The sequence below is a fragment of the Streptomyces sp. NPDC048461 genome, assembly GCF_055587105.1.
The window spans coordinates 19,755-46,199 of the sequence record NZ_JBVJGW010000007.1; the positions used below are offsets into that span (position 1 = coordinate 19,755).

Genomic DNA, 26,445 nt, shown 5'->3' on the forward strand with positions numbered 1-26,445 from the left:
CTCCTCAAGTCAGACAAAGGCAACACTGGGGACCACGTCCTCCGTCGCCAACCAGGCCGGGGCCCGGCGCATTCCCCCGTGCGAGGATTCGAGGGAAGAACGCGATCACGCACGAAGGAGTGCAGGGTGCCCGGAGAGAATCTGTCCCGCGACGAGGCCCGGGGGCGGGCCGAGCTGCTGTCCGTCGACGGCTACGAGGTGGTCCTCGACGTCCGCTCGGCGGTCGGGGAGGCCGAGCCCGCCGAGGGTCCGAGGACCTTCCGCTCCGTGACGACGGTCCGTTTCCGGTCCGCCGCCCCGGGCACCGCGACCTTCGCGGACCTGATCGCCCCCTCGGTGAACTCCGTGACCCTCAACGGGCGCGCCCTGGACCCCTCGGCCGTCTTCGACGGGTCGCGGATCGCCCTGGACGGCCTGGCCGCCGAGAACGTCCTGGTGGTGGACGCGAACTGCGCGTACAGCCGGACCGGGGAGGGCCTGCACCGGTTCGTGGACCCGGAGGACGGCGAGGTCTACCTCTACACCCAGTACGAGCCGGCGGACGCCCGGCGGGTGTACGCGAACTTCGAGCAGCCCGACCTGAAGGCGCCGTACCGCTTCGAGGTGACCGCCCCGGCGCAGTGGCAGGTGTGGAGCAACGGCGCCGAGGAGTCCCGGGAGGGCGGGGTCTGGCGGTTCGCCGAGACCGCGCCGATCTCCACGTACATCACGTGCGTGGTGGCGGGCCCGTACCACTACGTCACGGACTCCTACACGCGCGGGGACCTGACGATCCCGCTGGGCGCGATGTGCCGCAAGGGGCTGGCGAAGCACTTCGACGCGGACGACGTGTTCCTCGTGACGAAGCAGGGCTTCGACCTCTTCCACGAGATCTTCGACTACCCGTACCCCTTCGGGAAGTACGACCAGGCCTTCGTGCCCGAGTACAACCTCGGCGCCATGGAGAACCCGGGGATGGTGACCTTCCGCGAGGAATACATCTTCCGCGGGAAGGTCACGCAGGCCGCGTACGAGCGCCGTGCGAACACGATCCTGCACGAGATGGCGCACATGTGGTTCGGCGACCTGGTCACCATGAAGTGGTGGGACGACCTGTGGCTGAAGGAGTCCTTCGCGGACTTCATGGGCTCCTTCGGGCTGGTCGAGGCCACCCGCTTCGACCAGGCGTGGGTCACGTTCGCCAACAGCCGCAAGGCGTGGGCCTACCGGGCCGACCAGCTGCCGTCCACGCACCCGGTCACGGCCGACATCCGTGACCTGGAGGACGCGAAGCTGAACTTCGACGGGATCACGTACGCCAAGGGCGCCGCGGTGCTCAAGCAGCTGGTCGCGTACGTGGGGCGGGACGCCTTCCTGGAGGGCGCGCGCCGCTACTTCCGGGCCCACGCGTACGGGAACACCACCCTGGACGACCTGCTGTCGGTCCTGGCGGAGGTGTCCGGGCGGGACATGGCCGAGTGGTCGCGGGCCTGGCTGCAGACCGCGGGCGTGAACGCGCTGACCCCGGTGGTGACGTACGACGCGGGCGGGCGCGTGACCGAACTGGCGGTGCTCCAGGAGGGCGGGGAGCTCCGGCCGCACCGGGTCGCGGTCGGCCTGTACCGGCTGGAGCCGGACGGCACCCTGGTGCGGTACGCGCGGGCCGGGGTGGACGTGGTGGGCGTGCGGACCGCGGTGGCGGAGCTCGCCGGGAGCGAGCGGCCCGACCTGGTCCTGGTCAACGACGAGGACCTCACCTACTGCAAGATCCGCTTCGACGAGGGCTCGCTGGCCACGCTGCGCGCGCACCTGGGCGACCTCACGGACCCGCTCGCGCGGGCGCTGTGCTGGTCCGCGCTGTGGAACCTGACGCGCGACGGCCTGATGCCGGCGCGGGACTTCGTCGCGCTGGTGCTGGCGCACGCGGGCCGCGAGAGCGATGTCGGCGTCCTGCAGATGGTGCACGCGCAGGCTCTGACCGCGGTCACGCACTACGCGGCGCCGCAGTGGCGCGAGCAGGGCGGCCGGGAGCTGGCCGCCGGCGCGCTGCACGAACTGCGGCTGGCCGAGCCGGGGTCGGAGCACCAGCTGACCTGGGCCCGGTTCTTCGCGGCGGGCTCCGCGACCGAGGGCGACTTCCAGCTGCTGCTGGGGCTGCTCGACGGATCGGCGCGGATCGACGGCCTGGACGTGGACCAGGAGCTGCGGTGGGACTTCCTGCTGCCGCTCGCCGCGCACGGGGCGGTGGACGAGGGCGTGCTGGCCGCCGAACTGGCCCGGGACGACACCGCGTCGGGCAAGCGGCACCAGGTGCGCTGCCTGGCGGCGCGGCCGTCCCAGGCGGTCAAGGACCAGGCGTGGGCGGCGGTCGTCGAGTCGGACGGCCTGTCGAACGCGCTGGCGGAGGCGACGATCGCGGGCATGCAACAGCCCTCGCAGCGCGGGCTGCTGGCCGCTCACACCGGGCGGTACTTCGAGGTCCTCGAACGGGTGTGGGCCGAGCGGTCGATCCAGATCGGAATGGACGTGGTGAAGGGGCTCTACCCGTCGCTCCAGGACTCCGCGGAGACGGTGGACGCAACGGACGCCTGGCTGGCCGCCCACCCGTCGGCCCCGCCGGCCCTGCGGCGGCTCGTCCTGGAGTCCCGCGACGACCTGGCCCGCGCCCTGCGCGCCCAGGGCTGCGACGCGGCCGCCTCCGCCTGACGCGCGGCGGACCGGGGCCCGGGGGCGTCTCCCCCCGGGCCCCGGCCCCGGGACCTGCCCGTTCGCGGTGCAGGGCGGGCACCCCATCGGCAGTCGAACGCCCGTACTTTAGCCCCGCCTTGTCCCGGTTTGTCGACGGACGTGTAACAAGGGTTAGCGAGGCCATGGCCTGAGGGAACCTCAGCGTCATGAACCACAACGCGCCCCTCCCCCTCGCCCACCTCACCGGCACCCGCCCCCGCGTGCTGACCCTCGCCCAGCTGCGCGAGCACGGCGTCTCCGCCTCCGACGCCGCCGAGCGGCCCTGGCGGCAGCTCCTGCCGGGCGTCTTCCTGCTCCACCCGGGGCCGGCCACGAGCGAGGAGCGGCTGCACGCCGCGCTGCTGTACGCCGAGCGCCGGGGCAACGGCGAGGCCATGATCACCGGTCTGGCGGCGCTCGCGCTGTACCGGTTCTCCTCGGTGCCCGCGCTGCTGGCGCTCTCCCACATCGACGTGCTCGTGCCCGGCACCCGCCGGCTCCGCTCCACCGGGGACGTGCGGATCGTGCGGGCGCACGTCCCGCCCCGGTCGCAGGAGGTGACCGGGCTCCCGGTGGCCCCGGTCGCGCGGGCCGTGGCCGACGCCGTCGCACAGCTCGCGGACGCCGGCACCGTACGCCGCCTGCTCAGCGAGGCCGTCCGCGCCGGGCACTGCGAACCGGCCGCCGTCGTACGGGAGCTGACGGTGGCCCGGCTGCTGAACCGGCCGCACGTGGTCGACGCCGTCGAGTCGCTCCTCGCCGAGGGGCGCGCCATCGCCGAGGACCGGCTGTACCGGATCGTCCGGGGCTTCGAACTCCCCGAGCCGGTCTGGAACGTGGACCTGCGGCTGCCCGGGGGCCCGCACCTCGGCGGGGTGGACGCCTTCTGGCCCGAGCAGGGCGTGGCCCTGGAGATCGACACCCGGGCGCCGCGCCAGGGCGAGGACGAGCAGTGGTCGGAGTCCGTCCGCAAGCGGGAGACCCTGGAACGGCTCGGGATCACCGTCCTGTACGTCACCCCGCGCAAGCTCCGCGACTGGCCCGAGCAGCAGGCCGCGGTCGTCCGTACCGCACTGACGGCGGCCGCCGACGACGAGCCCGCCGCGTACCTGGTCGCGCTCCCCCGGTGAGCCGCCGGAGGCGGACGGGCCGGGGCGCGCTCGGGGCGCCCCGCCGTGACCGCCCGCGCCGGCCGGGCCCGTACGCTTGAGGGGTTGGCGAGAGCGCACGGAGGGGCAGTACATGGCGGCGGCGGACCCACGACCCCTGACCGGGGAGCCGGTCGCCCTCGACCTGCTGAACACCCGCTGGACCGCGGACGGCACCCCGCTGGACCTCTTCGCGGGAGCCGCCGGACTGACCCGCGTCGAGGGAGTCGCCGTCTGGCTGGAGAGCGCCGGCCTGGCCGACCGCTTCCGCGCCGACGCGCCGGCCCTGGTGCACCTGCTGACCGCCCGCGAGGCCTTGGCCCGGGCGGTGGCCGACCCGGCCGACGCGAGCGCGCGCGCCCTGCTCGACGCGGTCCTGGAACACGGCCGCGTCCGCATCACCCTGACCCCCGAAGGCCCGGGCGAGCGGGCCGAGTTCGCCGATCCGGCCTGGGGGCCCGCCTGGACGGCGGTGCGCGCCTACCTGGAGCTGCTGGTCTCGGCGCCCGGCCGCATCCGCACCTGCGCGGCCGAGGGCTGCGGGCTGCGCTTCCACGACACCTCGCCCGACGGCACCCGGCTCCGGTGCGCGGCGGCCGCCCGCGGACACCGGGAGGCGTGAGCCCCTCGTTCCTCCGCTTCCTCCGCTTCCTTCGCTTCCTTCGCTTCCTCCGCGCGCACGCGCGTGCGCTGGACGGGCGGAATGTGTCACACCCGGAACCGGGAGCACGCGGGCCCCGGCACTGAGGTGCGGCCGTAAAGTCTACAAATCCACTCCGCACCCCTGGTGCTTCACCCTGGTACGCCCCGGTACGCGCTTGCTGGCGCATACCGCGCGGTGGCGAGAGTCCGCCATGGCAGGTCTCGGTCAATGACATCCCTCCCCAAAGAGCTGTCACGTGCGCAAGGCTGACCGGTCATCCGGCACCGAAATCCGGACCGTATCTTTCACATACCAGGGATGCTGATGACCCTCGAATCCCCCAGCTCCATATCCGGGCCCAGACGAGCGGCCCGAATAGCCGCCGCCGCGGGCCTCGTGGCCGCGCTCTGCGCGACCGGAGCCGTGCCGGCCTTCGCGGCCGGCACCGTCGACGGCCCGCGCGCCACTCCGCAGGTCAAGTCCGCCGACCAGAAGCTCGGCTCCGCCGATGCCGAGCTGCTGCAGGAGGCCAAGTCCAAGGGTGACAAGACCGTCACCGTCATGGTCGCGACCGCCCCCGGCGAGACGAAGCAGGTCGCCCAGCAGCTCGACGGCGTCCAGGGCGCCTCGGTGGGCCAGACGTACGACAAGCTCGGCTACGTGCGCGCCACGCTGCCCACCGACAAGGCGGAGGCCGCGCTGAAGGCGGCCGCCAAGCTGTCCTCGGTGCACGGCATCGACCTGCGGCACGAGATCCAGCTCCCGGACCCGCGTCCCGACTCGGACCGCGAGACCGGCACGGTCAAGAAGAGCGCGAACGCGGCGTTCCCCGCGCCGGACAAGAACACCCCGGCGAAGAACCCGTACAACCCGTCCTTCGAGACCGGCGCGGTGGACTTCGTCAAGAAGAACCCGCAGGCCGACGGCCGCGGCGTGACCATCGGCATCATGGACTCCGGCGTCGACCTCGGCCACCCGGCGCTCCAGAAGACCACCACCGGCGAGCGCAAGATCGTCGACTGGGTCACGGCCACCGACCCGATCACGGACAACGACGGCACCTGGCGCGCGCAGATCACCCCGGTGACCGCCGCCGGCGGCTCGTTCACCGCGGGCGGCCAGAGCTGGAAGGCGCCCGAGGGCACCTTCCAGTGGAGCCGCTTCACCGAGTCGATCACCGCGAACGGCGACATGAAGGGCGACGTCAACCGGGACGGGGACACCACCGACCGGTTCGGCCTGCTCTACGACGCCACCGCCGGCACCGTCCGCGTCGACACCGACCAGGACGGCGACTTCACGAACAACGAGCCGATGAAGCCGTACAAGGACGGCTACCAGATCGGCTACTTCGGCACGGACAACCCGGCGACCGAGGTCGCCGAGCGGATCCCGTTCGTGATCGAGATCCGCAAGGACGTCCCGATGGACCCGCTGGGCGGTGACTGGATCGGCAAGAAGGCCGACTTCGTCAACGTCGGCATCATCGAGTCGGAGCACGGCACGCACGTCGCCGGCATCACGGCCGCCAACAGCCTCTTCGGCGGCAAGATGAACGGCGAGGCGCCCGGCGCCAAGCTGGTCTCCTCGCGCGCCTGCTCCTGGTCCGGCGGCTGCACCAACATCGCGCTGACCGAGGGCATGATCGACCTCGTCGTCAACCGCGGCGTGGACATCGTCAACATGTCCATCGGTGGTCTCCCGGCGCTGAACGACGGCAACAACGCCCGTTCGGAGCTCTACAAGAACCTCATCGACACCTACGGTGTCCAGCTCGTCATCTCGGCGGGCAACGAGGGTCCCGGCGTCAACACCATCGGCGACCCCGGTCTCGCGGACAAGGTCATCTCCGTGGGCGCGGCGGTCTCCAAGGACACCTGGGCCGCCAACTACGGCTCCGCCGTGGCCAAGAAGTACAACATGTTCCCCTTCTCCTCCCGCGGTCCGCGTGAGGACGGCGGCTTCACGCCGACCATCACCGCGCCCGGCGCGGCCATCAACACCATCCAGACCTGGCTGCCGGGTGCCCCCGTCGCCGAGGCGGGCTACACCCTGCCGGCCGGTTACGGCATGCTCCAGGGCACCTCGATGTCCTCGCCGCAGGCTGCGGGCGCCAGCGCCCTGCTGATCTCGGCCGCGAAGCAGCAGAACATCAAGCTGACGCCGGCCTCCCTGCGGGTCGCGCTCACCAGCTCGGCCAAGAAGATCGCCGACGTCCCGGCGCACGCCCAGGGCTCGGGTCTGATCGACGTCCTCGGCGCGTGGGAGTCCATCCAGCGCGACGCGAAGGCCAACGAGTTCACCGTCAAGGCGCCGGTCGACACCGCGATCGACCAGTTCCTGAAGACCCCGGGCTTCGGCACCGGCGTGTACGACCGCGAGGGCGGCCTGAAGGTCGGCCAGAAGAAGGTCTACGACGTCGTCGTCACCCGCACCACGGGCGTCAAGTACGGCACCCGGCACGACCTGACCTGGCGCAACAACGACGGGACCTTCAAGGTCATCGGCGGCTACGACTACGTCACGCTGCCGCTGAACAAGCCCGTCACCATCAAGGTCGAGGCCAAGGCCACGTCGGCCGGCGTGCACAGCGGCATCCTGCAGCTGGACGACGCGACGACCGAGGGCATCGACAAGCAGATCCTGACGACGGTCGTCGCCGCGACCCCGCTGGCGAAGCCGTCGTTCAAGCTGTCGGACACCTCCTCGGTGCAGCGCAACAGCCACAAGTCCTACTTCGTCACCGTGCCGCCGGGCGCCAAGACCCTGGAGGTCGCCCTCGGCGGTCTGCAGCCGGGCAGCCAGACCCGCTTCATCTCGATCCACCCGTACGGTCTGGGCGTCGAGGACAGCGCGACCACCCAGTGCTACCCGAACTACAACAACCCGGCGAACACCTGCCGCCCCGACCTGCGTTCCTACACCGACCCGCAGCCGGGCGTGTGGGAGATCGAGGTCGAGTCGCGCCGTACGTCGCCGCTGCTGGACAACCCGTACAAGCTCGACGTCTCCGTGCTCGGCGCGGCCTTCGACCCCGCGGTCAAGGTCCTGCCCGAGGTCAAGCTGGGCACCCCGGCTCCGGTCCAGTGGACCGTCAAGAACGAGGCCGCGGCCATCGCGGGCGGCAAGCTCAAGGGCGGCCCGCTCGGCTCCGCGAAGGTCGCCAAGCCGACCATCGCCACCGGTGAGACGCACACCACCGAGGTCACGATCGGCGCGGGCGTGTCCCGCCTCGACATCGCGATCGGCAAGACGTCCGACACGGGCGCCGACCTCGACCTCGACGTGTACAAGGACGGCGTCAAGGTCGGCACCTCCGCCGACGGCGACTCCGAGGAGGCCGTGAGCCTGGTCAACCCGGCCGCGGGCACCTACACCATCGAGGTGCTGGGCTACGCGATCCCGTCCGGCTCCACCACGTACGACTACCGCGACGTGTTCTTCTCGGCCGCTCTGGGCTCCGTCCAGGTCGACGAGGCCGCCGCGGTGAACCTCGCCACCGGCGCCACGGCGCAGGTCTCGGCGAACGTCCTGGTCTCCAGCGCGGCCCCCGAGGGCCGTCAGTTCTTCGGCCAGGTCCAGCTGCTCAACGCCGGTGGCACCGCCGCCGGCACCGGCAGCGTGCAGATCGAGAAGGTCCTCCCGTAACCCGGTAGGCACCTGACAGGCCCGAGGGGGCGGCGCTCCGACGAGCGCCGCCCCCTCGTGTTTCCCCCGGGGCCGGTCGCCCGGACCCCCCTGGTGCCCCGCGGGCGGTCAGCCCCTCAGGGAGCTCAGGTCCTGGGCGTAGGTGCCGACCGCGTGGGCGATCACGTCCAGGTTGGTGTCGAACGCCTTCAGGTCCACGTTCTTCAGGGTGTCCCCCGCGCCGTGGTAGTTCGGGTCGTACGGGGCCCCGGCCGTGCCGCCGTACCGCTTGGCCTGCTCGGCCGTCTTGATGCCCTCGGCGCCCGTGAAGGTGCCGCCCGCCGGGATGCCGTTCGCGATGAACGGGCCGTAGTCGGAGCGGCCGTCGAAGTCGCTGCCCTCGTGGGGCTTGCGCTTCTTGTCGAGGAAGCCGTTGATCAGCGCCTCGATCTGCGCGGAGCCCGCCGGCCCCGCCCCCGCGCCGGTCTTGTCGGAGTCGTCGCCGTCGTAGACGAACTGCACCGGGTTCGGCGAGGCGATCATGTCGAAGTTCAGGTAGAGGGCGATGTCCTTCTTCTGCCGCGCGGACAGCTGCGCCACGTAGTGCTCGGAGCCGAGCAGGCCCAGCTCCTCCGCCGACCACCAGGCGAAGCGGACCTTGTTCGCGGGGCCCTTCCCCTTCTTGTTGGCACCCTCGTCCGCGAGCTTCAGCGCGACCTCCAGCAGACCGGCCGAGCCGGAGCCGTTGTCGTTGATGCCCGGGCCCTCGGGGACCGAGTCCAGGTGGGCGCCGACGGTCACCACGCGGTCGGAGCGGCCGCCCCTGGTCTCGGCGACGACGTTGCGGGTGGTCTTCTTCACGTGCTCCTGGTCCAGGTCCAGGCGTACCCGCACCTCCCCCGCGGCGGCGGCCGCGGTCAGCGCCTCCCCGTCGGCCAGCGTGATGCCCGCGCTGGGGATCAGCCCCTCGGCCGGGGAGGAGAACCCGCCGCGCACCGGGGTGGTGCCGCTGTGGTTGTAGACGACGACGCCGAGCGCACCGGCCTCGGCGGCCGCCTTCTGCTTCTCCACGAACGTGCAGGAGCCGCGCTTGACCAGGGCGATCTTCCCGGTGAAGGTGCCGGACGCGTAGTCGTCGGCGGTGCAGCCCGGGGTCTCGTCGACCCGGGCGAGGGCGAGCGGGGCGGTCAGGCCGCCGGCCGGGGTGGACGGGGTGAAGGTGAAGGCGGCGGTCGCCAGCTCCCGGCCGCCCGCGCCGAGGACGGTGGTCCGCTCCGTCTTCGTGTGCGCCTCGTGGATGTCGAAGTCCTGGTAGGAGACGGCGTACCCGGCCTTCTTCAGCGCGTCGTGGACGTACGCGGCGGAGGCCGCGTGGCCGGGCGTGCCCGCGGCGCGGTTGCCGCCGTTGGCGTCGGCGATCCGCTGGAACGCCGCGAGGTGGCGGTGGGCCCCGCGCGCGGTGACCTCCTCCACCAGTTCCCTGGCGAGCCTGCCCTCGCGCTGGCCGTGGGCGGCCGCCGGTGCGGCGGTGAGCAGGACGGGTGCGGCGACGGCGGCGGCCGCGAGGGCGGCGAGCGCCGGTATGGAGCGGCGGCGGTGGCGGATGGCGCGCACGGTGGATCTCCCCGGGTCGGATGGTGCGGAGGTGTCGGTCTGCGGTCTGCCGTGTCCGGATAACGGTCACGGCAGATCGGACGCTAACCAGCTCCGACCAGGCAAAACGGACGGTCGGAGGGCCTGCAACAGGGCCGCCACGGAGACGTCACACGGGTTCACATTCCGGACACCGTCCGTTCCTCGGACAATGGATTGGACAAGGCTCGTGGGGTCGAACGCATGATGGCTCCACGCGCGCCCGCGTCGTACGTACCAGAGGAGTCACCGTGAGGGTCGGAATCGTCGGAGCCACCGGACAGGTCGGCGGAGTCATGCGCGGCATCCTCGCCGAGCGGAAGTTCCCGGTGGACGAGCTGCGGCTGTTCGCGTCGGCCCGCTCCGCGGGGTCCGTCCTGGAGTGGGAGGGCCGGGAGATCACCATCGAGGACGCGTCCACGGCCGACTACTCGGGCCTGGACATCGTGCTGTTCTCCGCCGGCGGCGCCACCTCCAAGGCCCTCGCCGAGAAGGTCGCCTCGCAGGGCGCCGTCGTGATCGACAACTCCTCGGCCTGGCGCAGGGACCCCGAGGTGCCCCTCGTCGTCTCCGAGGTCAACCCGCACGCGATCAGGAACCGCCCCAAGGGCATCATCGCGAACCCGAACTGCACCACCATGGCCGCGATGCCGGTGCTGCGCCCGCTGCACGACGAGGCCGGTCTGACCGCGCTGATCGCCACCACCTACCAGGCCGTGTCCGGCTCGGGCGTGGCCGGCGTCGCCGAGCTCGACGGCCAGGTCAAGGCCGTGGCGGGCGAGGCCACCGCGCTGGTGCACGACGGCGAGGCCGTGGCCTTCCCCGAGCCGGGCGTCTACAAGCGGCCCATCGCCTTCAACGTGCTGCCCCTGGCGGGCTCGATCGTGGACGACGGCTCGTTCGAGACCGACGAGGAGCAGAAGCTCCGCAACGAGTCCCGCAAGATCCTGGAGATCCCGGAGCTCAAGGTCTCCGGCACCTGTGTGCGCGTGCCGGTCTTCTCCGGCCACTCGCTCCAGGTCAACGTCCGCTTCGAGCGCCCGCTCGGCGTCGAGCGCGCCTACGAGCTGCTGAAGGACGCCCCGGGCGTCGAGCTCTCGGAGATCCCGACCCCGCTCCAGGCGGCCGGCAAGGACGCCTCGTACGTGGGCCGCATCCGGCTCGACGAGACGGCGGAGAACGGCCTCGCGCTGTTCCTCTCGAACGACAACCTCCGCAAGGGCGCGGCCCTGAACGCGGTGCAGATCGCCGAGCTGGTCGCCGAGGAGCTGCGCGGCTGATCCCGCGACGGCGTACGGGAAGGGGCGGGCCGGTTCGTCGGGGTCACGGCGCCGGTCCTCCCCGTCCCGACCGTCCGAAGCCGGCGGAAACCGGACGTCGCGTTCGCCCGTGGATTACTCGGGAGCCCCGGGCGGGGGTCCCGTGGAAGGATGGCCGGGACGTCACCATCGAAGGAGATGAACGCGTGCCAGGCACGAACCTCACCCGTGAAGAAGCCCAGCGGCGGGCCCAGCTGCTCACCGTCGACTCCTACGAGATCGAGCTCGATCTCGGCGGTGCGCAGGAGGGCGGCACCTTCCGGTCCGTGACCACGGTGCGCTTCGACGCCGCCGAGGCCGGCGCCGAGACCTTCATCGACCTGGTCGCGCCGGCCGTCCACGAGGCCGTCCTCAACGGCCACGCGCTCGACGTCGCCGCCGTCTTCCGGGACTCGCGGATCGCCCTGAAGCACCTGGCGGCCGGGACCAACGAGCTGCGCGTCGTCGCGGACTGCGCGTACACCAACACCGGTGAGGGCCTGCACCGCTTCGTCGACCCGGTCGACCAGCAGGCCTACCTGTACACCCAGTTCGAGGTGCCGGACGCGCGCCGGGTCTTCGCCAGCTTCGAGCAGCCCGACCTGAAGGCGACGTTCCGGTTCACCGTGACGGCCCCCGAGGGCTGGACGGTCATCTCGAACTCCCCGACGCCGGAGCCCAGGGACCGCGTGTGGGCCTTCGAGCCGACCCCGCGGATCTCCTCGTACATCACCGCGCTGATCGTGGGCCCGTACCACGCGGTGCACAGCTCGTACGAGGGCAAGGACGGCCAGTCCGTACCGCTCGGCATCTACTGCCGGCCCTCGCTCGCCGAGTTCCTCGACGCGGACGCGATCTTCGACGTGACCCGGCAGGGCTTCGACTGGTTCCAGGAGAAGTTCGCCTACGACTACCCGTTCGCCAAGTACGACCAGCTCTTCGTCCCGGAGTTCAACGCGGGCGCCATGGAGAACGCGGGCGCGGTCACCATCCGCGACCAGTACGTCTTCCGCTCGAAGGTGACGGACGCGGCGTACGAGGTGCGCGCCGAGACGATCCTGCACGAGCTCGCCCACATGTGGTTCGGCGACCTCGTCACGATGGAGTGGTGGAACGACCTCTGGCTGAACGAGTCGTTCGCCACCTACACCTCCATCGCCTGCCAGGCCTACGCCGAGGGCTCGAAGTGGCCGCACGCGTGGACCACGTTCGCCAACTCGATGAAGACCTGGGCGTACCGGCAGGACCAGCTGCCGTCGACGCACCCGATCATGGCCGACATCCGCGACCTGGACGACGTCCTCGTCAACTTCGACGGCATCACGTACGCCAAGGGCGCCTCGGTGCTCAAGCAGCTCGTGGCCTACGTCGGCATGGACGCCTTCTTCAAGGGCGTGCAGGGCTACTTCAAGGCGCACGCGTTCGGCAACACGCGCCTGTCCGACCTGCTGGGCTTCCTGGAGGAGACCTCGGGCCGCGACCTGACCGCCTGGTCGAAGGCGTGGCTGGAGACGGCCGGCATCAACGTCCTGCGCCCCGAGGTGGAGACGGACGAGCAGGGCGTCATCACCGCGTTCGCCGTGCGCCAGGAGGCCCCGGCGCTGCCCGCGGGCGCGAAGGGCGAGCCGGTCCTGCGTCCGCACCGGATCGCGGTCGGCCTGTACGAGCTCGTGGACGGCCGCCTCGTGCGCACCGACCGGATCGAGCTGGACATCGACGGTCCGCTGACGGCGGTGCCGGAGCTGGTGGGCCGCGCCCGCCCCACCGTCGTGCTCCTCAACGACGACGACCTGTCGTACGCCAAGGTCCGCCTGGACGAGGTCTCCCTCGCCAACGTCACCGCGCACCTCGGCGACTTCACCGAGTCGCTGCCGCGCGCGCTGTGCTGGGCCTCGGCCTGGGACATGACGCGCGACGGCGAGCTCGCCACCCGCGACTACCTCGCGCTGGTCCTCTCGGGCATCGGCAAGGAGTCGGACATCGGCGTCGTCCAGTCCCTGCACCGCCAGGTGAAGCTGGCCGTCGACCTGTACGCCGACCCGGCGTGGCGCGCGGAGGGCCTGGCGACCTGGACCGAGGCCACCCTGGAGCACCTGCGGGCGGCCGAGCCGGGCAGCGACCACCAGCTGGCGTGGGCCAGGGCCTTCGCGGCCACGGCCCGGACCGAGGGGCAGCTGACGTACCTGTCGGCCCTGCTGGACGGCGCGGCGGAGATCGAGGGCCTGGCCGTCGACACCGAGCTGCGGTGGGCCTTCCTGGAGCGCCTGGTCGTCACCGGTGTCGCGGACGAGTCCGCGATCGCCGCGGAGCTGGAGCGGGACGCGACGGCGGCCGGCGAGCGCCACGCGGCGACCGCCCGGGCCGCGCGCCCGACGGCGGAGGCCAAGGCCGCGGCGTGGGCCTCGGTGGTGGAGTCCGGCGACCTGCCGAACGCGGTGCAGGAGGCGGTGATCGGCGGCTTCGTCCAGACCGACCAGCGCAAGCTGCTGGCGCCGTACGCGGAGAAGTTCTTCGCGGCGGTCAAGGAGGTCTGGGACACCCGCAGCCACGAGATCGCGCAGCAGGTCGCGGTGGGGCTGTACCCGTCCCTCCAGGTCACGCAGGAGACCCTGGACGCGACGGACGCCTGGCTGGCCTCCGCCGAGCCGAACGCGGCCCTGCGCCGCCTGGTGTCGGAGTCGCGCGCGGGTGTCGAGCGGGCCCTGCGGGCCCAGGCGGCCGACGCCGCCGCTGCCCGGGTGTAGCGCCTGACGCCGGCGGGCCGGGGCTCCCCCGCCCGCCGGCGCCGCGGCGCCGCGCCCGGCGCCCGCCGGCGCTCACGCCCGGCCCCTACGGCTGGCCCCCGTTACGGCTGGCCGGCGGCGGCCCGGCGCAGGGCGTCGAGGACGTGGGCGAGGGCGGGGGCCGATTCGGAGCCCCGCCGGACGGCGGCGATCACGTGCCGGGCCGGCCGCTCGCGCGAGAGCACCCGCACCACGGGCCCGGACGCGCGCCCCGACACCATCCGGGGGACCAGGGCCACCCCCATGCCGGCGCCGACCATCGCCAGGATCGCCGTCCAGCCGGACGCGGAGTGCGCCTGCTCCGGGACGAAGCCGGCCGCCTCGCACGCGTTGCGGGTGATCTCCGACCAGGGGCCGCTGCCCCCGTAGATCCACGGGTCGCCGGACAGGTCCGCCAGCCGCAGGTCGGCCGCGTCCGCCAGCGGGTGGTCCGGCGGGAGCGCCACGTCGAGCGGGTCCTCCAGGAGGGTCAGCCGGGTGAAGCGGCCGTCGCGCGCGGTCGGCGCGTGGGCCGCCAGCGACAGGGCCAGGTCCACCGCTCCGGCGGACAGCAGCGCGTAGGACTCGGCGGCCTCCGCCTCCCGCACCCGGAGCTCGATCGCGGGGTGCGTGCGCCGCAGCGCCGCCACGGCCGGGACCACCAGCGCCGGCACGGCCGTGGAGAAGGCGCCGATCCGCACCTCGCCCGCGTCCCCGGCGAGGTACCCCGACAGCTCCGCCTCGGCCCGCTCCAGCTGGGCGAACACCGCCTCCGTGTGCCGCAGTACGAGGTGCGCCGCGTCGGTGAGCCGGACCCGCCGGCCGTGGGCCTCCAGCAGGGTCGCCCCCAGCTGCCGGGCGAGGTTCGTCAGCTGCTGCGAAACGGCCGAGGGCGTCATGTGCAGCGCCTCGGCCGTCGCGGTCACGGTCCCCTGTTCGGCCAGGGTCCGCAGGATCCGCAGCTTCTTGATGTCCCACTCGGTCATGGGGCCGAACCTACCGCCGGGCACCCGCGGCGCTCCCCAGTCCCACACCGCCGAGGATCAGCGCCATGCACAGCAGTTGCGCCGGGCCGGTCCGCTCTCCCAGCAGCAGCAGGCCGAGTCCCGCCACGCACACGGGCTGGAGGTAGTACACGATTCCCGCGCGGGCGGCGCCGATGGCCGCGACCGCCCGGTTCCAGGCGAAGAAGGCGACGGCCGAGGAGAACACCCCGACGTACAGCAGGGGCCCGACCGATCCGGGGGTGAGCGCGAAGCCCCCCTGGACGGTGAGCGAGACGGCGTAGGCGGGGGCCAGCATCAGCGCGCCGAGCGCGAAGGTGGTGATCAGGAAGGCGAGTCCGCCCAGCTCGGCGGGCTTGCGCCTGAGCAGGGCGCTGTACGTGGCGAAGGACAGGGCGGCGCCGAACATCCACAGGTCGCCGGCGCCGAAGTCGAACCCGAGGGAGCCGTCCCCGACCAGCAGCAGCACCCCGAGGGCGGCCACCAGCATCCCGGCGGTGCGCCGGGGGCCGAGCCGTTCGCCGCCGAGGCGGGCGTAGCAGGCCATGATGACGGGCGAGGCCGCCATGATCATGCCCATGTTGGAGGCGGAGGTGGTCAGCCCGGCCTGGTGCACGAGGGTGTTGTAGAGGGTGACGCCGAACAGCGTGGCGAGGGCGACATAACCGAAGTGCTTGCGGATCAGGGCCCGTTGGTGCCAGGCCTGCCGGGCCGCGAACGGGGCGACGGCGATGAGCGCGATGATCCAGCGCCAGAAGACGGCCTGGACGGGCGGGACGGTGTCCGCCATTCCCCGGGTGGCGACGAAGCTGCCGGACCAGACGACCGTCGCGAGCAGGGCCAGCAGGACGCCGGCGCCGAGTCCGGCGGGAGCGCCCTTCCTCCCCGTGCCGTGGGGCTGCTGCTCGGTGTGCGGGACGGTGCGGGCGCGGTCCGTGACGGCCACTGGGTGTCTCCCCCTCGGGGTTCGGTGTCGTAGGTCGTGGGACTACCGTCGCACCGGCTGATCCGTCAGGTCCATCGAAATGTTTCGATCGGTTTTTTCAGCAGAACTGAACGGTCGGGCGCTCCGCGCGACGGCGAGCTGGCCGGCGACGGTGGCGCCGAAGGCGATCGCCATGCCCACGAGCTGTACGGGCGACAGCGCCTGCCCGAGCGCCGCCCACCCGATCACGGCGGCGGTGAGCGGGGAGAGGGGGCCCAGCAGGGTGACCGAGGTGACGGAGAGCCGTCCGATGCCGCGGAACCAGATCCAGTACGCGAGGCCGGTGTTGATCAGCATCATGTAGCCGTAGCCGAGGAGGGCGCCGCCGTCGAGGGCGGGCGGGGCCCCTTCGACGAGGGCGGCGACGGGGATGATGACGAGTCCGCCGGCGGTGAGCTGCCAGCCGGTCACCGCCAGCGGGCCGACGCCCTCGGGCCGCCCCCACCGCTTGGTCATGACGGTGCCCGCGGCCATGGAGACGGAGGAGACCACCCCGGCGACCACGCCCACCAGGTCGAGCCCGGCCTCGGCGGTGAGCACCACCATGCTCACGCCGAACGCGCCGACGACGGCGGCGAGCACGGTGCGCACACCGGCCCGCTCCCCGAGCAGGAGGGCGGCGAGCCCGACGACGAACAGCGGTCCGGCGGCGCCGAGCACGGCCGCGACCCCGCCGGGGAGCCGGTACGCGGAGAGGAACAGCAGCGGGAAGAAGGCGCCGATGTTGAGCGTGCCGAGCACGGCGGACTTCCACCACCACGCCCCCGTGGGCAGGGTGCGGGCCAGCGCCGTGAGCAGCAGCCCGGCGGGCAGGGCCCGCATCACCCCGGTGAACAGGGGCCGGTCGGGCGGCAGCAGTTCGGTGGCGACGGCGTACGTGGAACCCCAGGAGACGGGGGCCAGGGCGGTCAGGGCGACGGTGGCGAAGCGCTTCACGGGGGACGACTCCTCGGACGAGTAGGTCACTTGGAAGTAGCTTACTCCTAAGCTACTTTCCGTCAAGCAACTTTCTTGCGGACGAGCGAGGGAACGTCGGATACTGCGCTCATGACCGATGCCGACAAGGACGCCGTCGACGCGATCGCCGCCCAGTGGTACGCGGTGCGCCCCGACCTGGACACCGCCCCCATGGCCGTCTTCGGCCGCATCTACCGGATCGCCAAGGCGATGGGCGACGCGACGGAGCGGGCCTACCACCGCTACGGCATCTCCCGGGGCGAGTTCGACGTCGTCGCCACCCTGCGCCGGTCGGGGAGCCCGTACACGCTCTCGCCGCGCCAGCTGTCGGCCACGCTGATGCTCACCACGGGCGGCATGACCGGGCGCCTGGACAAGCTGGAGAAGGCCGGGCTGCTCTGCCGCAAGCCCGATCCGCACGACCGCCGCGGCCTCCAGGTGACGATCACCGACCGGGGTCTCGCCCTCATCGACGAGGCCGTGTCCGCCGGGCTGGAGGTGCAGGCCGACGCCCTGACCGGGCTGGAGCCCGAGGAGGTCGACCTGCTCACGGGCCTGCTCCGCAAGCTGCTGGCCGGGGTCGCGTGAGCACGACGGGGCGCCGGGGGTCCGCACCGGCTGCTTGACGCACCGGCTCCGCGGACCCCCGGCGCCCCGGAGGTCTTCTGTGCGCCGCCCCCGCGGGGGCGGCCTGGGTTCAGCTCTGGTTCTGCGGCTTGCGCGACTTGTCGCCGACCATCACGAGGCCCGCGATCACCAGGAACAGGATGATCGGCGTGGCCACGAACAGGCCCAGCGTCTGGGCAATGCTCAGGCTCGGGGCCGGGTCGTCGCCGTCGTCGCGGGTCAGCGCGAGGGCGGGAGACGTCATCAGCAGCATCATCAGCGTCGTTCCGGCCGTGACGGCGCCGGCGCGCAGAGCGTTCTTCTTGTCCACGGTGCAAACGTAGCGAACACCTAAACGGCCCGCGCGCCCGGGGGTGCCGTACGGGGTGCGCCGCCCTCCCGCACCGCGCTCAGCAGGGCGTTCGCCCGGGGCGACGCGGCCAGGTCCTCCAGGGTCAGCGGCCGCCCGGCGGCATCGGCGACCGGCAGCCGCCAATTGGGGTACTGGTCCCAGGTCCCCGGCAGGTTCTGCGGCCGCCGGTCCCCCACCGCGTCCGGCAGCCAGACCCCGACCATCCGGGCCGGGGTGCGCAGCAGGAAGGCGTACAGGGCCTGTACGGCGGCCTCCTCGTCCTTGGTCTCCAGGCCGAGGCCGTCCAGCAGCTCCAGCCACTCGGCGGTGTCGGCGGCGTCCTCGGCCCGTTCCAGCGCCACCGGGCGGGTGAGCAGGCCCAGCCGGTCGCGCAGTTCCACGTGGGCCCCTGCCAGCTTCGCGGCGGAGGGCGGCAGGTCGTGCGTGGTGGCGGTGGCCAGGCAGTCGGCCCGCCAGGCCCCGGGGGCCAGCGGCTCGCCCGTGCCCGCCCAGTCCCGCTCGAACCAGAGCACCGAGGTGCCCAGCACCCCGCGCCGGGCCAGCGCCTGACGGACCCCCGGCTCCACCGTCCCGAGGTCCTCGCCGATGACCAGTGCCCCGGCCCGGTGGGCCTCCAGGACCAGGACGGCGAGCATGGCCTCGCCGTCGTACGTGACGTACGTGCCCTCGGCGGCCGGGGTGCCCTCCGGGATCCACCACAGCCGGAACAGCCCCATCACGTGGTCGATGCGCAGCGCGCCCGCGTACCGGAAGACCCCGCGGAGCAGGCTGCGCAGCGGCGCGAACCCCGCCTCGGCCAGCCGGTCCGGGCGCCACGGCGGCAGCCCCCAGTCCTGGCCGCGCGCGTTGAACGCGTCCGGCGGCGCCCCCACCGAGACGTGCCGGGCGTGGAAGGGCCCCGTGAGCGCGTCGGAGCCGTCGGGATGCACCCCCACCGCGAGGTCGTGCACGATGCCGACGGACATGCCGGCCGCGCGGGCGGCCTCCTGGGCGGCGGCGAGCTGGGTGTCCGTCAGCCACACCAGCCAGCGGTGGAAGTCCCCGCGCTCGCGGGGCTCCTCCCCGGCCGCGGAGGCGCACCAGGCGGCGTGCCGGTCCAGCGCGGGCCCCTGATCGGCGCGGAACCGGGCGTAGGCGGCCGCGCGTTCCGGGGTGCGCGGGACGGCGTACAGCAGCTCCAGGGCCCGGCGCTTGAGCGCCCAGACGGCGTCCCGGTCGATCAGGGCGCCCTTCTCCAGCACCTGGCGGCGCAATTCGCCGCCGCGGGCGGCGAGTTCGCCGAGCTCCCCGCGGTCGGGGCAGTCGGCGTACTCGGGGACGTCCTCGATCCGCAGGTGGACCGGGTCGGGGAAGCGGCGCGACGACGGGCGGTACGGGGACGGGTCGGTCGGCGTGCCCGGGACGGCCGCGTGCAGCGGGTTGACCTGGACGAAGCCGGCGCCGTGCACCTCGGCGGCCCAGCGGGCCAGCGCGGCGAGGTCGCCGAGGTCGCCCATGCCCCAGGACCGTTCGGAGAGCAGCGAGTAGAGCTGGACGAGCAGCCCGTGGGTCCGCTCGGGCGGCGCCGGGGCCCGGTCGGGGGCGAGGATCAGGGTGGCTTCGGCGGTGCGGCCGTCCGGCAGGGTGGCGGTGATGCGGTGGACGCCCAGCGGCAGTCCGCCGGGCAGCGCTCCGCCGGGCCCGGTCTCCCAGACCGCGGCCGGGGCGGCGCCCGCGCTCTCCGGGACGACGGGCGCGGCGCCCTCCCCGGCACCCTCCCCGTCCCTCGCCCCGGCGGTGTCCGCCGGGCCCTCCGGGTCCGCAGCCAGGCTGATGCGGGTGCCGTGCGGCAGGGCGGCCAGCGCGGCCGGCGGCGGCTCCCCCGCCCAGCCGACCACGACGGGCGGCAACAGCCGCGCCGCGCGCAGCCCTTCGGCCCGCGCCAGCTCCGCCCGGACCTCGTCCGGGGTGTCGGTGCGCACCCCGTTCAGTCCGAGCACCGCGGCCACCGTGGCCGGCGGGACCGCGACGGTGGTGTCCGCGGCGGGCTGGTAGGTGGTGGCGATGCCGTGCAGGGCCGCGAGCCGGGACAGGTCGTCCATCTACGGGCACTCCTTCGTGCGTGAGGGCGGGTCAGAAGGGTGGTGCAGAAGGCGCCGGAAAGGTGGGGGCATCGCCGGGGAACACCGCAGCCATACCCATTCGAAGGCGTCGCATTCGTGGCGTATCCCGGTCAGACCGCCCCCGTGCATTGACACTGCGCCCGCACGGGTGGTGGGCTCGGGCGCGTTCGTACGAGCGGGGGACGTCTCGCGACGGGGAGGTTCTGTGCAGCTCAGGGGCAGGAAGCGGGCGACCGCCGCCGCGGTGGCCGTGATCGGGACGCTGCTGGGCGGCGCCGGGGCGGCCGCGCCGCCCGCGGCCCTGGTGGCGGCGGGCGCGCCGGCGGGTCCGCCCGGCGAACCGGCCCCCGCGGCGGGCCGGGGCGCCGCCGTCGCGCCCGCCAACGCAGCCGCCGGCGCGCCCGGCAACGCCGCGCCCGCCACCGTCGCCGACCCCGGCGCGGAGGCCGTGCGCGCGGCCGCCGAGGGGCCCGCCGTGTGGCCGCGGCCGCAGTCCATGACCGCGGATCCGGCGCGTGCGGTGCCGTTGGGCGCGGAGGCCGTGCTGGTGGCCCCGGCCGACGCGGATCCGTACGCCGTCCAGGTCGTGCGGGACGCCCTGCGCCGGGCCGGCGTACGGACGCTGCACGAACGCGCCCCGGGGGCCGCGCTGCCCGGGCACGGCGCCGTCGTACGGCTCCAGGGCCGGGGTGCCGAGGAGGCGCTGCGGGAGCTGGGCGCGGCGGAGGCGGGCGACCTGCCGGACGGCGGCTACCGGCTCGCCGTGGGACGGTCCGGGGGCCGGGACACGGTCGCGCTGGCCGGGGTGGGCGCCGACGGGCTGTTCCACGCGGCCCAGACGCTGCGGCAGTTGCTGGAAGCGGGCGGCCCGGCGGTGCCGGGGGTCCGGGTCCGGGACTGGCCGGCGGCTCCCGTGCGCGGGATCACCGAGGGCTTCTTCGGGAAGCCGTGGACGCGGGAACAGCGGCTCTCCCAGGTGGACTTCATGGGCCGCACCAAGCAGAACCGGCTGCTGATCGCCCCAGGCGACGACGCCCACCGCACGACGGACTGGCGCGAGGAGTACCCGCACGAGCAGCGGGAGGAGTTCCGCGCCCTGGCCGAACGGGCCCGCGCGCAGCACGTCGTACTGGGCTGGGCGGTCACCCCCGGCCAGTCGATGTGCCTCTCGTCGGCGGCCGACCGGGCGGCGCTCGCGCGCAAGGCGGACGCGATGTGGGAGCTGGGCTTCCGGGCGTTCCAGGTGCAGTTCCAGGACGTCAGCTACACCGAGTGGGGCTGCGCGGCGGACCGCGAGCGGTACGGGAAGGGCCCCGCGGCGGCCGCGCGGGCGCACGCGGAGGTCGCCAACGGCCTGGCGGAGCACCTGGCGGCGCGGCACCCGGGCTCGGCGCCGCTGTCCCTGCTGCCCACCGAGTACTACCAGGCGGGCGCCACCGCCTACCGCACGGCGCTGGCGGGGGCCCTCGACCGGCGGGTGGAGGTGGCCTGGACGGGCGTGGGCGTGGTGCCCCGCACGATCACGGGCCGGGACCTGGCCGGGGCCCGCTCGGCGCTCGGCCACCCGCTGGTCACCATGGACAACTACCCGGTGAACGACTGGGATCCGGCCCGGGTCTTCCTCGGCCCCTACGCGGGCCGCGAGCCGGTGGTGGCGGGCGGGTCGGCCGCACTGCTGGCCAACGCCATGCCGCAGGGCGCCCTGTCGCGCATCCCGCTCTTCACGGCGGCGGACTTCGCGTGGAACCCGCGCGGCTACCGGGCCGCGGAGTCCTGGGCGGCCGCGGTCCGCGAGCTGGCGGGTCCCGATCCGCGCAGCCGCGAGGCGGTGGCCGCGCTGGCCGGGAACACCGCGTCCTCGGGCCTGGGGCAGGAGGGGTCGGCGTACCTCAGGCCGCTGGTGGAGCGGTTCTGGGCGGCCCGCGCCGCGGGCGACCCGGCAGCCGGGGCGGAGCTGCGCCGTGCCTTCACGGTGTTGCGCGAGGCCCCGGCCCGGCTCCCGGCCCTGGCGGGCGAGGCGGGACCCTGGCTGGACCGGCTGGCGCGCTACGGAACGGCCGGCGAGCTGGCGGTGGACGTGCTGCAGGCGCAGGCCCGCGGTGACGGGGCCGCCGCCTGGCAGGCCTCCCGGGCCCTGGCGGACGCCCGCGCGGGCCTGGAACGGCCGGGCCCGGCCCGGGTGGACGGGGCCGTACTGGACCCGTTCCTGGCGCAGGCGGCGGCCGAGGCGGACGCCTGGACGGGCGCGGCCCGCCCGACGGGCGCCGTCACGAAGGACGCGGACAGCTGGACGGTGCGGCTGGACGGGGCGCGCCCGGTCGCGGCCGTGACGGTGATGACGGACCCGCTCCCGGCGGGCCTGCGGGGCGCGGCGGTGGAGGCCCACGTACCGGGCGAGGGCTGGCGCAAGGTCGGCGACGCCGCGGCTTCGGGCTGGACCCAGGTGGACACGGCGGGCCTGCGGGCCGACGCCGTACGCCTCTCCTGGGCCGGGCCGGCCCCGGCGGTGCACCGGGTGGTCCCGTGGTTCGGGGACGGCCCGCAGGCCCGCTTCGAGCTCGGCGGCGGGGCGGTGGTGGACGCGGAGATCGGCGGCGCCCCGCAGCGGGTCACGGCGGAGCTGTCGGCGCTGGGACCCGGCGAGGTCCGGGGCCCGCTCGCGGCGCGGCCCCCGGAGGGCATCGGGGTGCGCCTCCCGCAGGGCGCGGTGGCCCCGCGCGGCGGCCGGGTGTCGATCCCGCTGGAGGTCTCGGTGGCGCCCGGGACCCCGCCCGGCAGCCACCTGGTCCCGGTGACCTTCGGCGGGGAGACCCGCACCCTGACCGTCCGGGCCGTGGCCCGGACCGGCGGACCGGACCTGCTGCGCGGTGCGCGGGCGGTCTCCTCGGCCGACGAGACCCCGGACTTCCCGGCCGCGGCGGCCGTGGACGGCTCCCCCGCCACCCGCTGGTCCTCGCCGGCGGCCGACGGCGCGTGGTGGCGGGCGGAGCTGGCGGCCCCGGCCCGGGTGGGCCGGGTGGAGCTGCACTGGCAGGAGGCCCATCCCGCGTCCTACCGCGTCGAGACCTCCGCGGACGGCGTCACCTGGCGGCCGGCCGCGGCCGTGGCGGACTCGCGCGGCGGGGCGGAGACCCTGCGCGTGGACGCGCCGGGCACCCGCTTCCTGCGCGTCACGTGCGACACCCGGGCGACGCGGTTCGGGTGCAGCCTCTGGTCGGCGGAGGCCTACGCGGTCCAGCCCTGAGCGGCGCGGCCCTCCGCGCCCGGGGAGCGGCTACGACGCCGCGGCCCCGACGCCGATGCCGATGCGCTCCAGCGCGTCCTCGGCCCCGTACGGCTGGAGGTACGGCATCCACCGGGGGTCCCGGTGGCCGGTGCCGATGATCCGCCAGGCCAGGCCGGAGGGCGGGGCGGGCTGGTGGCGCAGCCGCCAGCCGAGCTCCAGCAGGTGCCGGTCGGCCTTGACGTGGTTGCAGCGGCGGCACGCGGCGACGACGTTGTCCCAGGCGTGCCGGCCGCCCCGGCTGCGCGGGATGACGTGGTCGACGCTGGTGGCGACGGCCCCGCAGTACATGCAGCGGCCGCCGTCGCGGGCGAACAGGGCGCGCCGGGTGAGCGGGACGGGCCCCCGGTAGGGCACGCGGACGAAGCGCTTGAGCCGGACCACGCTGGGAGCGGGGACGGCTCGCGTCGCGCTGTGCAGGAAGGCGCCGGATTCTTCCAGGGAGACCGCTTTGTTCTCCAGGACGAGGACGAGCGCGCGACGGAGCGGTACGACGCCGAGGGGCTCGTACGACGCGTTGAGGACCAGGACGTGCGGCACGGACTGCCTCCTTGTACGCCGGCGGCGCGTGGCTCGCGCCGGGACGATCTGCTCTCCAGTCTCTCCTTATGGCTGGTCGAAGCGCCACCACGCGCCCGTAACGGGTCCGGGGTGTTTTCAACCACACCCCGGCCCGTCCCCGGGTGAGCCTGGTCTCTCCCCCGGGCACCGGACGGGGCCGCGGGTAATGCCCCGTTAGTGTGGTTGGTCTGCCCGCACAACCGCCGCCGGATTCCGTCGGGGGCACCCCCGGCGGGCAGGCCGCGATACCTGGAGGTTCCCGCCGTGCCCTGGCCCGCCGCCCTGCTGCCGCTCGCAGCCGACACCCCGGACGCGTCCACGACGCTCAAGGAGACGCACGAGAGCGTCACCGAGGCCGCGAGCTTCATCGAGGAGAACTGGGCCGACTGGCTGTACCTGGGCCTGAAGATCCTGCTGATCATCGTGATCGCGGGGGCCCTGCGGTCGGTGGTCCGCAAGTCGCTCACCAAGCTGATAACGCGGATGAACCGCGGCGCCGAGGCCATGGAGGGCATGGCCCTGGGCGGCCTGCTGGTCAACGCCGAGCGGCGGCGCCAGCGTTCCGAGGCGATCGGCTCGGTGCTGCGCTCGGTGGCCTCGTTCCTGATCCTCGGCACCGCCGGGCTGATGGTGCTCGGAGCGCTCGACATCAACCTGGGGCCGCTGCTGGCGAGTGCCGGTGTGGCCGGTGTGGCGATCGGTTTCGGCGCCCGGAACCTGGTGACGGACTTCCTCTCCGGCGTGTTCATGATCCTGGAGGACCAGTACGGCGTCGGGGACAAGATCGACGCGGGAGTGGCCTCCGGCGAGGTCATCGAGGTCGGACTGCGCGTGACCAAGCTCCGCGGGGACAACGGCGAGATCTGGTACGTGCGCAACGGCGAGATCAAGCGGATCGGCAACCTGAGCCAGGGTTGGGCGACCGCGACGGTCGACGTCCAGGTCAAGCCGACGGAGAACCTGCCGCGGATCCGCGAGGTGGTCCAGGAGGTCGCCGACTGCCTGGCGAAGGAGTCGCCGTGGGACGAGCGCCTGTGGGGCCCGGTGGAGGTGCTGGGTCTGGACGAGGTGCTGCTCGCGTCGATGACCGTGAAGGTGTCGGCCAAGACGATGCCGGGCCAGCAGTTCGCGGTGGAGCGCGAGCTGCGCTGGCGCATCAAGGAGGCCTTCGACGCCGCGGGCATCCGCATCGTGGGCGGACTGCCGGACGGAGACGAGGAGGACGCCCCGGTGGACCCGTCGGCCGGGACGGCCGCGCCCTCGGCGCTGGCGAACCCGACGTCGCCGCAGTCGCTGGCCACCGCCCCGATACCGCCGCAGAGCGCGTCCGGCGCCCCGAGGATCACCAAGTAGGACCGCGCGGGGAATCCGCCCGCCGGGTCCCCCGCCCCCGCTTTCCGCCGCCCCGCAGGCCATTCCTGCGGGGCGGCGGCATTGACAGGGGTCGAACTGCGATAGGAAACTTACCTAACAGTTCATCTCGGTGAGGGAGAGACCCCGACATGCCCGCCGCCACGCCCGGAACGCCCAGCCTCCTGCGCGCCATGAACGACCGGGCCGCCCTCGACCTCCTGCTGGCGCACGGCCCGCTCTCCCGCACCCGGATCGGACATCTGACGGGGCTGTCCAAGCCCACCGCCTCCCAGCTGCTGGCCCGCCTGGAGGCCGCCGGGCTCGTCGTCGCCACCGGTACCGACGGCGGCCGCCCGGGACCCAGCGCCCAGCTGTACGCCGTCAACCCCCGGGCGGCGTACGTGGGTGGGCTGGACGTCACCCCGGAGCGCGTGCTGGCGGCCGTCGCCGACCTCACCGGCACGGTGACCGGCACCCACGAAGTCCCGTACGCCGAGGGCGCCGAAGCCGTCGACCAGGTCTGCGAGGCCCTCGGCGGCGCCGTCAAGGCCGCCGGGCTGCACCGCTCCGACCTGCACCGGGTGGTCATCGCCACCCCCGGCGCCTTCGACCCGCAGACGGGCCGGCTCCGTTACGCCAGCCACCTCCCCGGCTGGCACTCCCCCACTCTCCTCGACGACCTCGCGGCGGCCCTGCCGATGCCCGTCGAGTACGAGAACGACGTCAACCTCGCCGCGGTCGCCGAGCAGCGCCTCGGCGCCGCCCGCGGCCACGAGGACTTCGTCCTGCTGTGGAACGAGGAGGGGCTCGGCGCCGCCCTGGTGCTCGGCGGCCGGCTGCACCGCGGCTGGACCGGCGGCGCCGGCGAGGTGGGCTTCCTGCCCGTACCCGGCCACCCGCTGGTCCGCCAGGTCACCCGGGCCAACTCCGGCGGCTTCCAGGAACTGGCCGGCTTCCAGGCGCTGCCCCGGCTGGCCGCGGAGCTCGGCGTCGAGGTGCCGCCCGGACCCGCGCCCGGCGGCCCGTACGCCCCGCAGGTCGGCGCGGCCGTCGCGCTGCTCGCCCGGGCCGCGGAGACCCCCGAAGGGCCGCACCTGGCCTTCCTCCAGGCCTACGCCACCGGTCTGGCCACCGGTCTGGCCTCGCTGGTCGCCGTACTGGACCCGGAGATCGTGGTCCTGTCCGGAGCGGTGATCACCGCCGGCGGGGAACCGCTGCGCGGCCTGCTGGAGGCCGAGCTCGCCGAACTGGCCCCCTCCCGGCCCCGCCTGGTCGCCGGCCAGGTGCGCGAACGGCCGGTGCTGCACGGCGCGCTGGAGAGCGCGCTGGCGGCCACCCGCGACGCGGTGTTCGACACCTCCCGCTGACCGGACCGGCCGGCGGCCGCGGTCGCCGGCCGCCCACC

General features: G+C 74.0%; 17 protein-coding genes. 10 read left to right on the forward strand and 7 right to left on the reverse strand.

Annotated elements, in window-relative coordinates; translation table 11 throughout:
• Positions 1-126: 126 nt before the first annotated feature.
• The 4 genes from pepN (ACZ6S8_RS14315) (at position 127) to ACZ6S8_RS14330 (ending at position 8,145) form a co-directional block, all read left to right on the forward strand.
• Positions 127-2,685: an aminopeptidase N gene (gene pepN, locus ACZ6S8_RS14315; protein WP_469455507.1), complete on the forward strand. Its 2,559-nt coding sequence runs from the start codon at positions 127-129 to the stop codon at positions 2,683-2,685.
• Between the two features lie 188 nt (positions 2,686-2,873).
• Positions 2,874-3,836 (forward strand): hypothetical protein, encoded by a 963-nt coding sequence (locus ACZ6S8_RS14320; RefSeq protein ID WP_469455509.1) that lies wholly within the window; start codon positions 2,874-2,876, stop codon positions 3,834-3,836.
• 112 nt (positions 3,837-3,948) lie between these two features.
• Positions 3,949-4,476 (forward strand): ABATE domain-containing protein, encoded by a 528-nt coding sequence (locus tag ACZ6S8_RS14325; RefSeq protein ID WP_469455511.1) that lies wholly within the window; start codon positions 3,949-3,951, stop codon positions 4,474-4,476.
• Between the two features lie 345 nt (positions 4,477-4,821).
• The gene (locus ACZ6S8_RS14330) at positions 4,822-8,145 is read left to right on the forward strand and encodes a S8 family serine peptidase (protein WP_469455513.1); all 3,324 of its coding nucleotides are present in this window, start codon (positions 4,822-4,824) and stop codon (positions 8,143-8,145) included.
• A gap of 108 nt (positions 8,146-8,253) precedes the next feature.
• On the opposite strand, the gene ACZ6S8_RS14335 is transcribed toward ACZ6S8_RS14330, so the two are convergent.
• A complete protein-coding gene (locus ACZ6S8_RS14335) occupies positions 8,254-9,738 on the reverse strand; it encodes a M28 family peptidase (RefSeq protein ID WP_469455515.1) in 1,485 nt (494 codons plus the stop codon).
• A gap of 269 nt (positions 9,739-10,007) precedes the next feature.
• On the opposite strand from ACZ6S8_RS14335, the gene ACZ6S8_RS14340 reads away from it, so the two are divergent.
• Complete coding sequence (locus tag ACZ6S8_RS14340) at positions 10,008-11,036, forward strand: aspartate-semialdehyde dehydrogenase (RefSeq protein WP_469455517.1); 1,029 nt, start codon at positions 10,008-10,010, stop codon at positions 11,034-11,036.
• A 185-nt stretch (positions 11,037-11,221) separates the two neighbouring features.
• Complete coding sequence (gene pepN / locus ACZ6S8_RS14345) at positions 11,222-13,798, forward strand: aminopeptidase N (RefSeq protein ID WP_469455519.1); 2,577 nt, start codon at positions 11,222-11,224, stop codon at positions 13,796-13,798.
• A 101-nt stretch (positions 13,799-13,899) separates the two neighbouring features.
• On the opposite strand, the gene ACZ6S8_RS14350 is transcribed toward pepN (ACZ6S8_RS14345), so the two are convergent.
• The 3 genes from ACZ6S8_RS14350 to ACZ6S8_RS14360 are packed head-to-tail and all read right to left on the reverse strand — an operon-like array spanning position 13,900 to position 16,771.
• Positions 13,900-14,802: a LysR family transcriptional regulator gene (locus ACZ6S8_RS14350; RefSeq protein ID WP_469455521.1), complete on the reverse strand. Its 903-nt coding sequence runs from the start codon at positions 14,800-14,802 to the stop codon at positions 13,900-13,902.
• 10 nt (positions 14,803-14,812) lie between these two features.
• Positions 14,813-15,766 carry a DMT family transporter gene (locus ACZ6S8_RS14355; protein WP_469455523.1) on the reverse strand — a complete coding sequence of 318 codons (954 nt, stop codon included), beginning with the start codon at positions 15,764-15,766 and terminating at the stop codon, positions 14,813-14,815.
• A gap of 42 nt (positions 15,767-15,808) precedes the next feature.
• Complete coding sequence (locus tag ACZ6S8_RS14360; RefSeq protein WP_469455525.1) at positions 15,809-16,771, reverse strand: EamA family transporter; 963 nt, start codon at positions 16,769-16,771, stop codon at positions 15,809-15,811.
• A gap of 81 nt (positions 16,772-16,852) precedes the next feature.
• On the opposite strand from ACZ6S8_RS14360, the gene ACZ6S8_RS14365 reads away from it, so the two are divergent.
• Positions 16,853-17,350: a MarR family winged helix-turn-helix transcriptional regulator gene (locus ACZ6S8_RS14365; protein WP_469455527.1), complete on the forward strand. Its 498-nt coding sequence runs from the start codon at positions 16,853-16,855 to the stop codon at positions 17,348-17,350.
• Positions 17,351-17,459: 109 nt separating this feature from the next.
• Here ACZ6S8_RS14365 and ACZ6S8_RS14370 read toward each other — a convergent pair whose 3' ends face one another.
• Both ACZ6S8_RS14370 and ACZ6S8_RS14375 read right to left on the reverse strand, forming a co-directional pair.
• Positions 17,460-17,699 (reverse strand): hypothetical protein, encoded by a 240-nt coding sequence (locus ACZ6S8_RS14370; RefSeq protein WP_469455529.1) that lies wholly within the window; start codon positions 17,697-17,699, stop codon positions 17,460-17,462.
• A gap of 20 nt (positions 17,700-17,719) precedes the next feature.
• On the reverse strand, positions 17,720-19,822 hold the full coding sequence (locus tag ACZ6S8_RS14375) for a 4-alpha-glucanotransferase (protein WP_469455531.1): 2,103 nt from the start codon (positions 19,820-19,822) through the stop codon (positions 17,720-17,722).
• Between the two features lie 226 nt (positions 19,823-20,048).
• Between ACZ6S8_RS14375 and ACZ6S8_RS14380 the strand changes: the two genes are divergently transcribed.
• Positions 20,049-23,087 (forward strand): beta-N-acetylglucosaminidase domain-containing protein, encoded by a 3,039-nt coding sequence (locus tag ACZ6S8_RS14380; protein ID WP_469455533.1) that lies wholly within the window; start codon positions 20,049-20,051, stop codon positions 23,085-23,087.
• Positions 23,088-23,117: 30 nt separating this feature from the next.
• On the opposite strand, the gene ACZ6S8_RS14385 is transcribed toward ACZ6S8_RS14380, so the two are convergent.
• Positions 23,118-23,666, reverse strand: coding sequence for an HNH endonuclease (locus ACZ6S8_RS14385; protein WP_469455535.1), 549 nt, complete (start codon positions 23,664-23,666; stop codon positions 23,118-23,120).
• A 285-nt stretch (positions 23,667-23,951) separates the two neighbouring features.
• On the opposite strand from ACZ6S8_RS14385, the gene ACZ6S8_RS14390 reads away from it, so the two are divergent.
• Complete coding sequence (locus tag ACZ6S8_RS14390; protein WP_469455537.1) at positions 23,952-25,040, forward strand: mechanosensitive ion channel family protein; 1,089 nt, start codon at positions 23,952-23,954, stop codon at positions 25,038-25,040.
• 149 nt (positions 25,041-25,189) lie between these two features.
• Positions 25,190-26,407: an ROK family transcriptional regulator gene (locus ACZ6S8_RS14395; protein ID WP_469455539.1), complete on the forward strand. Its 1,218-nt coding sequence runs from the start codon at positions 25,190-25,192 to the stop codon at positions 26,405-26,407.
• Positions 26,408-26,445: the final 38 nt, after the last annotated feature.

Excerpts from the sequence above, each read along its gene's own strand:
- ACZ6S8_RS14375 (WP_469455531.1), bottom strand. The coding sequence starts at position 19,822 with ATGGACGACCTGTCCCGGCTCGCGGCCCTGCACGGCATCGCCACCACC.
- ACZ6S8_RS14330 (WP_469455513.1), top strand. The coding sequence starts at position 4,822 with ATGACCCTCGAATCCCCCAGCTCCATATCCGGGCCCAGACGAGCGGCC.
- ACZ6S8_RS14395 (WP_469455539.1), top strand. The coding sequence starts at position 25,190 with ATGCCCGCCGCCACGCCCGGAACGCCCAGCCTCCTGCGCGCCATGAAC.
- ACZ6S8_RS14325 (WP_469455511.1), top strand. The coding sequence starts at position 3,949 with ATGGCGGCGGCGGACCCACGACCCCTGACCGGGGAGCCGGTCGCCCTC.
- ACZ6S8_RS14350 (WP_469455521.1), bottom strand. The coding sequence starts at position 14,802 with ATGACCGAGTGGGACATCAAGAAGCTGCGGATCCTGCGGACCCTGGCC.
- ACZ6S8_RS14320 (WP_469455509.1), top strand. The coding sequence starts at position 2,874 with ATGAACCACAACGCGCCCCTCCCCCTCGCCCACCTCACCGGCACCCGC.
- ACZ6S8_RS14365 (WP_469455527.1), top strand. The coding sequence starts at position 16,853 with ATGACCGATGCCGACAAGGACGCCGTCGACGCGATCGCCGCCCAGTGG.